We start from the raw sequence: 10,155 nt of genomic DNA on the forward strand, positions 1-10,155 counted from the left end.
GCGGAAGCTTCAGGCCGCACGCAGCTCGCCGACAGTCGCCGCGACCTGCGGCTTTCCGTGCTGCGCGATCAGCGAAGTGAACTCGCGCAGCTGCACATGAAGCTCGGCGAGATTGCTCTCCTGCGCGGCCAGTTCGATCAGCCGTTCGTCGAGATTGCCCGCCGCGCTCTGGATGCGCTCGATCGCCTCGATGCGCTTGCTGAAGTTGCGGCGGCGCTCCTTGAGCTGCGCGTCGATCTGCGCGCTCGCGCCCTTGCTCCAGCGCTCGACCTCGGTCATGGCTGCTTCGTTGACGAGCCGCAGCCGGCTGGCCAGCGCGCGAACCAGCTTGTCGCAGAAATCGGCCTGCGCGAGCTTCAGCAGGTTGCCCACGCCCAGGTAGTGGATGTGGCTGCGTTCGATCTGTCCCAGCTCCTGCTCGAAGCCCGTCAGGTCGGGCTCGGCCGGCGCCTGCAGGGTGAAGCCCTGCTCGGCATTCAGCTGGCGGAAGGTGGCATGCAGCATCGACTGGATCTCGGCCGTGGTCGCCTGCACCTCGCGCAGGTTGTTGCGCAGCGAATCGAAAGTCTCGCCGTACACCTTGCGGACATTGAACTTGACGCCCGGGCGCTTGAGCGCGGCCGACAGCCGCACCATGTCGGCCTTGAGCGCAGTACGGCCGAGCACGGCATACACCTCGCGCAGCAGCTTGCCCTGCACCGAGCGCAGCGCCAGGATGCGCGTGTTGCTGCCTTCGAACTCGGCATGTTCCTGATCGATGCGCGCACGCATGTGGCGGATCACCGATACGTTCTTGCCGCGCAGCCCCTGCAGTTCGAGCGCCTGCTCGGCCAGGTCGCGCTGGCGCACTTTCAGGATGCGCTCGGCCTCGGCGCGCAGCGCGGTCATGCCCGCATCGACCGCGAGCCGCAGCATGGTTTCGCGCTTGCCGAGCACGCCTTCGGCCAGCAACGATTCAAGCGCCGGCAGGCGGCTGGCCTGCAGCAACTGGCCGTCGTGCTGGATCTTGGCCTGCAGCCCCTTTTGCGCGGACACCGGCAGCACCTGCGCCAGCGGCACTTCGAGCAAACGGGCCGCGCCTTCGCGCTGGCGTTCGATCTGCTGCTCGATGTGCGAGGGCGTGCTCAGCGTGTCCCACATCGTGTCGATCTTGTTGAGCACCACGAAGCGCGTGTCGTTGCCTTCGTCCTCGGTGATCAGGTGCTCGCGCCAGATCGAGAGATCGGAGCGCGTCACGCCGGTTTCGGCGCCCAGGATGAAGACCACGGCGTGCGCCTGCGGAATCAGGCTCACCGTGAGTTCGGGCTCGGCGCCAATTGCGTTCAGGCCCGGGGTGTCGAGAATCACCAGCCCCTGCTCCAGCAGCGGGTGCGGCATGTTCAGCACCGCATGGCGCCAGCGCGGAATTTCGACGCGGCCTTCGGCGTCCTGCACCGGGTTGTCGTCGGGGGTGTCGTCGTTCCAGAAGCCCAGCGTGCGCGCTTCATCCTTGGCGACCCAGCGCACCTCGGCCACCTTGCTCATGGCCTGCGCCAGATGCTCGGCGTTGCCGACGTCGATAGCTATCTCGGTCCAGCGCGTTGGCTTTTCGCGCCAATGGGCCAGCGAATGCGGCTCCAGCCGGGTCTCGATGGGCAGCAGGCGCAACTTGGGCGCGAGCGCGGCGTCGTAGCCCAGCTCGGTCGGGCACATCGTGGTGCGGCCGGCGCTCGCGGGCATGATGCGCCGCCCGTAGCCGGCAAAGAAGATCGCGTTGATCAGCTCCGACTTGCCGCGCGAGAACTCGGCCACGAAGGCGACCATGACCTTGCTGGTACGGATCTGCGTTTCGAGCCCGCGCAGGCGCTCCGCCACTGCCTGGTCGAGCAGCTCGTTCTCGGTCAGCCAGCGGGACAGCCACTGCAGCCGGTGGGCGAAATTGCTCCGCCACGCACCGTGCTGATCGAGTTGTTGGTTGAAGGAGCGGCTCAAGGGAAATATGTAAGAAACAATTTACAAATATAGCATCGGGAGGCGAACAACCAACGTCTCCAAATTGTTTCTCCTGAGATCCACGTCTGAATCCGACATCCGGACCAGGCGCCTACTTCTGGCAATTGGGGCAATAGTAGGTGGAGCGCTGCCCCTGGCGCAGCTGCCGGATCGGCGTTGCACAAACCCGACAGGGCTCGCCGGCACGGCCATAAACGGTCGCTTCGAGCTGGAAATAGCCATTCTGTCCGTCCACATTGGAGAAATCTCGTAGCGTGCTGCCGCCCTTCTCCACCGCCCGGGCCAGGATTTCGCGTACGGCTGCGTGAAGCTTGGCCGCCCTCGGACGGCTGATGCGCGCCGCCGACAGCGTCGGCCGGATGCCCGCCTGGAACAACGCCTCCGACGCATAGATGTTGCCCACGCCCACCACCACGTCGCCCGCCAGCAGCACCTGCTTGACGGCGCTCTTGCGCTTCTTCAGGCCGGCGTGGAAGGCGTCGAGGTCGAAGGCATCGCCCAGCGGCTCCATGCCAAGGCCACCAAGCAGCTTGATGGCCCATGGGGCTGCCTCGTCTTCCACGTAGACCACGGCGCCGAAGCGGCGCGGATCGTTGAGCCGCAGCGTGCCCCGATCGGTGACCAGGTCGAAATGGTCGTGCGACCCGGGCGACGGCAATGCCGCGTCGAAACGCAGGCTGCCCGACATGCCCAGATGCAGCAGCAGGATGCCGCGATCGAGATCGATCAGCAGGTACTTGCCGCGCCGCCGCACCTCGCGCACCTGCCGCCCGACCAGCGCCTCGGGCAGCACCATCAGGGCCCAGCGCAGGGGCTTGCCGATGCGCACCGCGTCGATGCGTGCGCCCGCGATGCGGTCGGCAAAGCCGCGACGGGTGACTTCGACTTCGGGAAGCTCAGGCATGAAAAGTAAATCTCCGGCAAATGCGGCGTTGACTAAGCCCCACGCAAGGTTCGTTCAAAAGCCTGGATTATTATGGTCGGATGAATCTTTCGCCCCGCCGACACCGCCTTGCGGCGGCCGCGTCTCTCGCCTTGCTGGCTTGTGCGGTTCACGCACAATCTTCCGCCCCTGCAACCCCCAACGGCCCCGCGCTGACCATCGAACAATCGGCACAGCCGAAGCCCTCGACAAGGCCCAAGCCCATCACAGCCAAGGCCGCCAGCGAACCCGCGCCGCAGCCCTCCGCGCTGACGGCCGACCTGTTCTACGAGATCCTGATGGGCGAGATGACCGCCCGCTCCGGAGATCCCGGCTCCGGCTACGCGCTGGTGCTCGATGCCGCCCGCCGGCTGCGCGACGGCAAGCTGTTCCAGCGCGCGGTCGAGATCGCCCTGCAATCGCGCTCCGGCGACGCGGCTCTCGCCGCCGCACGCGCATGGCAGGAAGCCCTGCCGACTTCGCGCGACGCACGCCGCATCGAACTGCAGATCCTCATTGCGCTGAACCGCATCAGCGAAACCGTCGAGCCGCTGCGCGCCGAAGTGGCGGCCACGTCGCAGATCGAACGTCCGCTGCTGATGGCCGTGATCGTGCGCAATTACTCGCGCGCCGCCGACAAGAAGCTGGCCGCCTCGGTGGTCGAGCAGGCCCTGGTCGACGAGCTGAAGAACCCGACCACCGGCGGACTGGCCTGGGCCACCGTCGGCCGGCTGCGCCTGAATGCAGGCGATGCTTCCGGCGCACTGGAAGCCGCGCGCAAGGGCCAGGAGATCGACCCAAGCTCCGATGCCCCCGCTGCATTGGCGCTCGAAATGATCGACCCCGGCCAGCCGCTCGCCGAGCCAATCGTCACGCGCTACCTGAACAACAACCCGAAGGCCACGCCCGACCTGCGCATTGCCTACGCCCGCGCGCTCGTCGAGGACCGGCGCTTCAACGATGCCACCACGCAACTCCAGGCAGTGACCACCTCGCGGCCCGAGCTGGCCGAGCCATGGCTGCTGCTCGGCAGCCTCCAGATGCAGGCCAAACAGGACGCCGCAGCCGAGACTTCGATCAAACGCTTCATCGAACTGTCGGGCAGCCGCAGCGCCAACAAGGACGCCGATGGCGATGCCAATGACGCCGCCGACCGCAAGCGCGGTGTATCGCAGGCGTACTTCGCGCTGTCGCAACTGGCGGAACGGCGCAAGGACTTCACGGCGGCCGAGCGCTGGCTCGCGCGCGTCGACGGCCCGGACGAACTGGTGGCCGCGCAAACCCGTCGCGCAGCGCTGCTGGCCCGCCAGGGCAAGCTGCCCCAGGCGCGCGAAATCATCCGCGGCCTGCCCGAGCGCACGCCAGACGACAAGAAGCAGAAATTCCTTGCCGAAGTGCAACTGCTGCGCGACGCGAAGCAATACCAGGCGGCCTACGACATGCTCGCCCAGGCCTCGGCGGCGGCGCCGGACGACGGCGACCTCGTCTATGACCAGGCCATGGTCGCCGAGAAGCTCAACCGCCTCGACGACATGGAGCGCCTGCTGCGCCGGCTCATCCAGCTCAAGCCCGAGAGCCAGAACGCATACAACGCGCTGGGCTATTCGTTCGCCGATCGCAAGATCCGGCTCGACGAGGCGCGCACGCTGATCCAGAAGGCTGTGCAGCTGGCGCCGGAAGATCCGTTCATTGCCGACAGCCTGGGCTGGGTCGAGTTCCGGCTCGGCAATACGGCCGAGGCGATCCGCATCCTCGAAGCGGCCTACAAGACGCGGCCCGACCCCGAGATCGGCGCGCATTTCGGCGAAGTCCTGTGGAGCACCGGCCAGAAAGACCGTGCGGTCACGATCTGGAAGGAGGCCCTGCTGAGCGACGCCGAAAACGAGACGCTGCAGGAAACGCTGAAGCGCCTGCGAGTGAAGCCGTAGCATGGCTCACGCTGGGGCATTCGTGCCAACGCAGGCCGGCCACGGCCGCCGTACCCTTTTGGCGGCAGGTGGAGCCGCCTTTCTCCTGATGGCAGGCTGCGCGCAGCTGTCTGGCGGCTCTTCCGCACCGAAGACTTCGGACAGCTGGAGCGGCCGGATGTCGCTGCGCATCGAGAGCGAACCGGTGCAGACCTTCGCTGCGCTGTTCGAGCTGCGCGGCTCCGCCGACTCGGGCGACCTCACACTCACGACACCTATCGGCAGCACGCTGGCGCAACTGCACTGGGCACCGGGCGAGGCCCTGCTGAAAGACGGCAGCAAGACACGTCGCTTCGACTCCGTCGATGAACTGATCGAGGCCGCTACCGGCGCTGCAATTCCGGTCGGCGCCTTGTTCGGCTGGCTCGCGGGCCGCAACGACCCCGTTCCCGGCTGGAAGCCCGATCTTGCGCAGCTCGGCAACGGACGGCTGCAGGCCGTGCGCGAATCGCCGAGCCCCCGGGCCGACCTGCGCATCGTGTTCGAACGGTCATGAAGGCGATCTACGACCTTCCCGCGCCGGCCAAGCTCAATCTCTTCCTCCACATCACCGGCCAGCGCGACGACGGCTACCACCTGCTGCAGTCGGTCTTCATGCTGATCGACTGGTGCGACATGCTGCATGTCGAACTGCGGCGCGATGGGCAGCTGAGCCGCGAAGACCTGACGACCGAGCTGCCCGCGGACGACCTGATCCTGCGCGCGGCACGCGCCCTGCAGGCTTTCGCCGCGCCCGGCCAGGGCGCGCATATCAGCGTGGCCAAGCACGTGCCGGCACAGGCGGGCATGGGCGGCGGCTCTTCGGATGCCGCCACCTGCCTGCTCGCGCTGAACCGCCTGTGGGGACTGAATCTGCCTCTGTCGCGGCTGGCGCACATCGGCCTGAAGCTGGGCGCGGACGTGCCCTTCTTCCTCGGCGGCCGCAATGCGTGGGTCGAGGGCATCGGCGAGGAAATCACACCGGTTACACTGCCGTCGGCGCGTTTCGCGGTGGTCAAACCACCCGAGGGACTCGATACCCGATTAATTTTTTCGGCTTCCGATCTTCAACGCGCCACACCTGTTGCTATAATCTCGGGCTTTGCTGCAGATAGCGAATCGCTGGAAGCGACGAACCTGGGAAACCCGGTTTTCGACTTCGGCCACAACGACCTGCAGCCGGTTGCCCAGCGACTTTGCCCCGCCGTCACCGACGCCATCGAATGGCTCGGTGCCCAAGGGTTGAAGGCCCGGATGACCGGCTCCGGAAGTTCGGTGTTCGCGAAGATGCCGCAAGCGCCGCAGGAAGCGGAACTGCTCGAAGCCCCCGAAGGCTGGCAGGTTCGTCAATGCAGCAACCTGGAAGTCCATCCGCTCTTGGGATGGGCAACCTGAAGATAATCGGACCGTTCATTCGGTTCGATGCGACATATATCGGTTGATGGTGAAAACCATCGACCCGTGTAGGGGAGTCGCCAAGCTGGTTAAGGCACTGGATTTTGATTCCAGCATGCAAAGGTTCGAATCCTTTCTCCCCTGCCAAATCTTCAACGACTGCGGCCCAACGGCCGCAGTCTTCTTTTGCAGCCCACCCGCTGCAATAATCGGCGGCTCACCGGCCGCCACGCATCACAAACCTTTTGGCGGCTTCCTAAGCCAATTTGCACTGCCGGGACGCGCTCATGCAGGCTAATCACCCTGATTTCATGGTTTTCACCGGCAACGCCAATCCGGGCCTTGCTGCAGAAATCGCGCACAACCTCGGCACCTCGCTGGGCGCCGCTCGCGTCGGTCGCTTCTCCGATGGTGAAGTCACCGTCGAGATCAACCAGAACGTCCGGGCGCGCGATGTGTTTGTGGTGCAGTCGACCTGCGCACCGACCAACGAAAACCTGATGGAACTGCTGATCATGGTCGACGCGCTCAAGCGCGCTTCGGCCGAACGCATCAGCGCCGTGATTCCCTATTTCGGCTATGCCCGCCAGGACCGCCGCCCGCGTTCGAGCCGCGTGCCGATCTCGGCCAAGGTCGTGGCCAACCTGCTGGAAACCGTCGGTGTCGAGCGCGTGCTCACGATGGACCTGCACGCCGACCAGATCCAGGGCTTCTTCGACATTCCCGTCGACAACATCTACGCCTCGCCGGTGCTGCTCGGCGACCTGCGCGCCAAGAACTACGAAGACCTGATCGTGGTCTCGCCCGACGTCGGCGGCGTGGTTCGTGCCCGTGCGCTGGCCAAGCAGCTGAACTGCGACCTCGCCATCATCGACAAGCGCCGTCCGAAGGCCAACGTCAGCGAAGTCATGAACGTGATCGGCGAGATCGACGGCCGCAACTGCGTGATCATGGACGACATGATCGACACGGCCGGCACGCTGGTCAAAGCAGCCGAAGTGCTGAAAGAGCGCGGCGCCAAGAGCGTCTACGCCTACTGCACGCACCCGATCTTCTCGGGCCCGGCCATCGAGCGCATCACGCAGGGCTCGGCCCTGGACGAAGTGGTCGTGACCAACACCATTCCCCTTTCCGACGGCGCCAATGCCTGCGGAAAGATCCGCCAGCTCTCCGTGGCACCGCTGATCGCCGAAACGATCCAGCGCATTGCCAAGGGCGAGTCGGTGATGAGTTTGTTCTCGGACCAGGACAACCTGTTCTGACCCGAGCCAAAGAGCGGGCTTCTTTTCTGAAGCCTTTTTGAACCGGAGTCGCACTGGTCGCGGTGGACTCTCACAGGAGCTAGTTATGAAATTCGTCGCTTTTGAGCGCGCAAAGCAGGGCACGGGTGCGAGCCGCCGTCTCCGCATCTCGGGCAAGACCCCTGGCATCGTCTACGGTGGTGACACCCAGCCGCAACTGATCGAAATCGATCACAACGCGCTGTGGCACGCCCTGAAGAAGGAAGCCTTCCATTCGAGCGTGCTCGAAATGGAACTGGGCGGCAACGTCAGCAAGGTTCTGCTGCGCGACGTGCAATACCACCCGTTCCGCCAGCTGGTGCAACACATCGACTTCCAGCGCGTCGATGCCAAGACCCGCATGACCCTGAAGGTGCCGCTGCACTTCAAGGGTGAAGAAGAATCCGAAGCCGTCAAGATCGACCTGAACCTGGTCAATCACGTGACGACCGAACTCGAACTGAACTGCCTGCCGACCGACCTGCCGGAGTTCATCGAAGTCGACCTGTCGGGCCTGAAGAAGAACGGCACCGTCACGCTGAAGGACATCAAGCTGCCCAAGGGCGTGAAGTGGGTCAGCCACGGCAAGGTCAACCCGGTGCTGGCTTCGGCCGTGTCGCCGGCGGCTGAAGAAGTCGACGCCCCCGCTGAAGGCGCTGCCGATGCAGCCGCCGCAGCAGCGCCGGCCGGCAAGGGTGGCAAGGCCGCTCCTGCAGCCAAGACCCCCGCTGCCAAGACGCCTGCCAAGAAGTAATTCGCTTTTTCGCATTCGTTGCTGCAGAAGGCCCGCCCCGTGCGGGCCTTCTGCTTTTCCGGCGACGGGATAATCCACGACCATGATCAAGCTGTTTGTCGGCCTCGGAAACCCGGGCCCCGAGTACGAAGCCACGCGGCACAACGCCGGCTTCTGGTGGATCGATGCCCTTGCGCGCGAGTGGAAACTCAATCTTGTGCCCGAGCGCAGCTACCACGGCCTTGCGGCACGCGCCAACATTGGCGGCCAGAGCATCTGGCTGCTGGAGCCGCAGACCTTCATGAACCTGTCTGGCAAGTCGGTGGCCGCCCTCGCCCGTTTCTTCAAGATCGCGCCCGAGGAAATCCTCGTGGCGCACGACGAGCTCGACGTGGTCCCGGGCCAGGTCAAGCTCAAGTTCGGCGGCAGCCATGCCGGCCACAACGGACTGCGCGACATCCACGCGCAGTTGGGCACCGGCGACTACTGGCGGCTGCGCCTGGGCATCGGACACCCCGGCGTGAAGTCGGAGGTCGTCAACTGGGTGCTCAAGAAGCCGCTGAAAGAACAACGTGAAGCCATAGAGGACGCCATCACTCGCACCCTGCACGCGATCCCCGCGCTTGTGGCGGGCGAGATGGAGAAGGCGACCCTGGTCATTCACACGAGCAAACCGCCCCGGCCCAAACCGCCGCGGCGGGAGCCCGGCGACGGGGGCACGCCTGCCGCCACTTAGCCGGCCATCGCAGTGCAGGAGGGAGAGAAATAAAAAATGAGCGAAGAGAAGAAAAGAAGAAAAAGAAGCGGAACGACGGCAATTGCTATCTTTTCAATAGCAATTTGCACCGCATCCATGGGAGCCTCAGCCCAGAACGCCGCTCAAACCTGGCGTTGCGGAAGCACCTATTCCGACCAGCCCTGTGAAGGCGGCAAGACGGTGAAGGTGAACGACCACCGCAGTGACGAGGACCGCCGGGCCGCCGACGCCGGCACACGCAGCACCCAGACTCAGGCCGATCGCCTCGAACGCAGCCGGCTGTCGCTGGAGAAAGCAGCCTACGACCGCGACCAGCGGGCTGCGCGGGAGGCCAGGAGCGCAGCCCTTGCGGAAAGACGGCTCGCCATGTCCGAGCAAAGGGAGCGAGACCGCGCACGCAAGGCGGCCAGCGAGCCGCGGAAATCCAGCATGAGCTTCAGCGGCGGTCAGAACGCGAAGGCAACCGGCGACGCGCCTGAGCGCAAGAAAAAGAAGCGGAAGTCGGCCGACTAAGCGCCGGTCGAAGCAGCCGTCACCTTGATCGCCGTGAGGCGCTGGTACTTCTGCATCAGCGTCTCGCGGCTTTCCACGTGCTCTGGATTCAGGGGAATGCAGGCCACCGGGCAGATCTGCACGCACTGCGGCTCGTCGAAATGGCCGACGCACTCGGTGCATTTGTGCGGATCGATCTCGTAGAACTCCGCGCCCATGTAAATCGCATCGTTCGGGCACTCGGGCTCGCAGACATCGCAGTTGATGCATTCGTCGGTGATCATGAGGGCCATCCCCCGATTATCGCGGGCTCGGCCAAGCGGGCCGCCTGTGAATGACAAAGGCCACATTCACGGCACACTTGTTGCAGGAGTCAGTTATGCTGCGCCCCGCCCCATGAGTCTGTTTCTATTCAAGCGCCTCGCCACGCTGATCGGCACGTTGATCGGCGCCTCGGTCATCGTTTTCCTCGTCCTCGAGATCCTGCCCGGCAACGCCGCGCAGATGCTCATGGGCCCCGACGCCTCACCCGAAGCCGTCGCGGCGCTGGCCACCAAGCTGGGCCTCGACTTGCCGGCGTGGACACGCTACTGGCACTGGATCGGCGGCCTGCTCACCGGCAACCTCGGCGACAGCTA

10 protein-coding genes, 1 tRNA gene and 1 pseudogene are annotated in these 10,155 nt (G+C 65.1%); 9 read left to right on the top strand and 3 right to left on the bottom strand.

Translation table 11 applies throughout. From position 1 onward, the window contains the following. Positions 1 to 9: 9 nt before the first annotated feature. Both BLV60_RS32525 and mutM read right to left on the bottom strand, forming a co-directional pair. Positions 10 to 1,971, bottom strand: coding sequence for a dynamin family protein (locus BLV60_RS32525; protein ID WP_093059704.1), 1,962 nt, complete (start codon positions 1,969 to 1,971; stop codon positions 10 to 12). A 112-nt stretch (positions 1,972 to 2,083) separates the two neighbouring features. Continuing rightward, positions 2,084 to 2,896 carry a bifunctional DNA-formamidopyrimidine glycosylase/DNA-(apurinic or apyrimidinic site) lyase gene (gene mutM / locus BLV60_RS32530; RefSeq protein ID WP_093059706.1) on the bottom strand — a complete coding sequence of 271 codons (813 nt, stop codon included), beginning with the start codon at positions 2,894 to 2,896 and terminating at the stop codon, positions 2,084 to 2,086. Between the two features lie 80 nt (positions 2,897 to 2,976). Here mutM and BLV60_RS32535 point away from each other — a divergent pair, with 80 nt between their 5' ends. The 8 genes from BLV60_RS32535 (at position 2,977) to BLV60_RS32570 (ending at position 9,538) form a co-directional block, all read left to right on the top strand. After that, complete coding sequence (locus tag BLV60_RS32535; RefSeq protein ID WP_093059708.1) at positions 2,977 to 4,842, top strand: tetratricopeptide repeat protein; 1,866 nt, start codon at positions 2,977 to 2,979, stop codon at positions 4,840 to 4,842. 157 nt (positions 4,843 to 4,999) lie between these two features. Continuing rightward, positions 5,000 to 5,377 carry a lipoprotein insertase outer membrane protein LolB gene (locus BLV60_RS32540; RefSeq protein WP_256329674.1) on the top strand — a complete coding sequence of 126 codons (378 nt, stop codon included), beginning with the start codon at positions 5,000 to 5,002 and terminating at the stop codon, positions 5,375 to 5,377. After that, on the top strand, positions 5,374 to 6,255 hold the full coding sequence (gene ispE / locus BLV60_RS32545; RefSeq protein ID WP_093059710.1) for a 4-(cytidine 5'-diphospho)-2-C-methyl-D-erythritol kinase: 882 nt from the start codon (positions 5,374 to 5,376) through the stop codon (positions 6,253 to 6,255). The genes BLV60_RS32540 and ispE overlap by 4 nt, the downstream gene beginning before the upstream one ends. A 70-nt stretch (positions 6,256 to 6,325) precedes the next feature. Next, positions 6,326 to 6,402: transfer RNA gene (locus BLV60_RS32550), tRNA-Gln, on the top strand. Positions 6,403 to 6,542: 140 nt separating this feature from the next. Next, a complete protein-coding gene (locus BLV60_RS32555; RefSeq protein WP_081269883.1) occupies positions 6,543 to 7,517 on the top strand; it encodes a ribose-phosphate pyrophosphokinase in 975 nt (324 codons plus the stop codon). Between the two features lie 85 nt (positions 7,518 to 7,602). Further along, entirely contained in the window at positions 7,603 to 8,289 is a 687-nt protein-coding gene (locus BLV60_RS32560) for a 50S ribosomal protein L25/general stress protein Ctc (RefSeq protein WP_093059712.1), read from the top strand. Positions 8,290 to 8,371: 82 nt separating this feature from the next. Then, complete coding sequence (gene pth, locus BLV60_RS32565; protein ID WP_093059713.1) at positions 8,372 to 9,004, top strand: aminoacyl-tRNA hydrolase; 633 nt, start codon at positions 8,372 to 8,374, stop codon at positions 9,002 to 9,004. A 36-nt stretch (positions 9,005 to 9,040) separates the two neighbouring features. Further along, positions 9,041 to 9,538: a hypothetical protein gene (locus tag BLV60_RS32570; protein WP_176929054.1), complete on the top strand. Its 498-nt coding sequence runs from the start codon at positions 9,041 to 9,043 to the stop codon at positions 9,536 to 9,538. Here the strand turns inward: BLV60_RS32570 and BLV60_RS32575 are convergent. Next, positions 9,535 to 9,810 carry a YfhL family 4Fe-4S dicluster ferredoxin gene (locus BLV60_RS32575; protein ID WP_093059717.1) on the bottom strand — a complete coding sequence of 92 codons (276 nt, stop codon included), beginning with the start codon at positions 9,808 to 9,810 and terminating at the stop codon, positions 9,535 to 9,537. The two genes, BLV60_RS32570 and BLV60_RS32575, sit on opposite strands and share 4 nt — an antisense overlap. A gap of 103 nt (positions 9,811 to 9,913) precedes the next feature. Between BLV60_RS32575 and BLV60_RS32580 the strand changes: the two are divergent. Then, positions 9,914 to 10,155 (top strand): annotated as a pseudogene (locus BLV60_RS32580) (ABC transporter permease); the annotation flags it as partial.

It is taken from the genome of Variovorax sp. YR634 (assembly GCF_900106655.1).
GTDB lineage: Bacteria > Pseudomonadota > Gammaproteobacteria > Burkholderiales > Burkholderiaceae_C > Variovorax.

Excerpts from the sequence above, each read along its gene's own strand:
- mutM (WP_093059706.1), bottom strand. The coding sequence starts at position 2,896 with ATGCCTGAGCTTCCCGAAGTCGAAGTCACCCGTCGCGGCTTTGCCGAC.
- BLV60_RS32535 (WP_093059708.1), top strand. The coding sequence starts at position 2,977 with ATGAATCTTTCGCCCCGCCGACACCGCCTTGCGGCGGCCGCGTCTCTC.
- BLV60_RS32540 (WP_256329674.1), top strand. The coding sequence starts at position 5,000 with ATGTCGCTGCGCATCGAGAGCGAACCGGTGCAGACCTTCGCTGCGCTG.
- ispE (WP_093059710.1), top strand. The coding sequence starts at position 5,374 with ATGAAGGCGATCTACGACCTTCCCGCGCCGGCCAAGCTCAATCTCTTC.
- BLV60_RS32555 (WP_081269883.1), top strand. The coding sequence starts at position 6,543 with ATGCAGGCTAATCACCCTGATTTCATGGTTTTCACCGGCAACGCCAAT.
- BLV60_RS32560 (WP_093059712.1), top strand. The coding sequence starts at position 7,603 with ATGAAATTCGTCGCTTTTGAGCGCGCAAAGCAGGGCACGGGTGCGAGC.
- pth (WP_093059713.1), top strand. The coding sequence starts at position 8,372 with ATGATCAAGCTGTTTGTCGGCCTCGGAAACCCGGGCCCCGAGTACGAA.
- BLV60_RS32570 (WP_176929054.1), top strand. The coding sequence starts at position 9,041 with ATGAGCGAAGAGAAGAAAAGAAGAAAAAGAAGCGGAACGACGGCAATT.
- BLV60_RS32575 (WP_093059717.1), bottom strand. The coding sequence starts at position 9,810 with ATGGCCCTCATGATCACCGACGAATGCATCAACTGCGATGTCTGCGAG.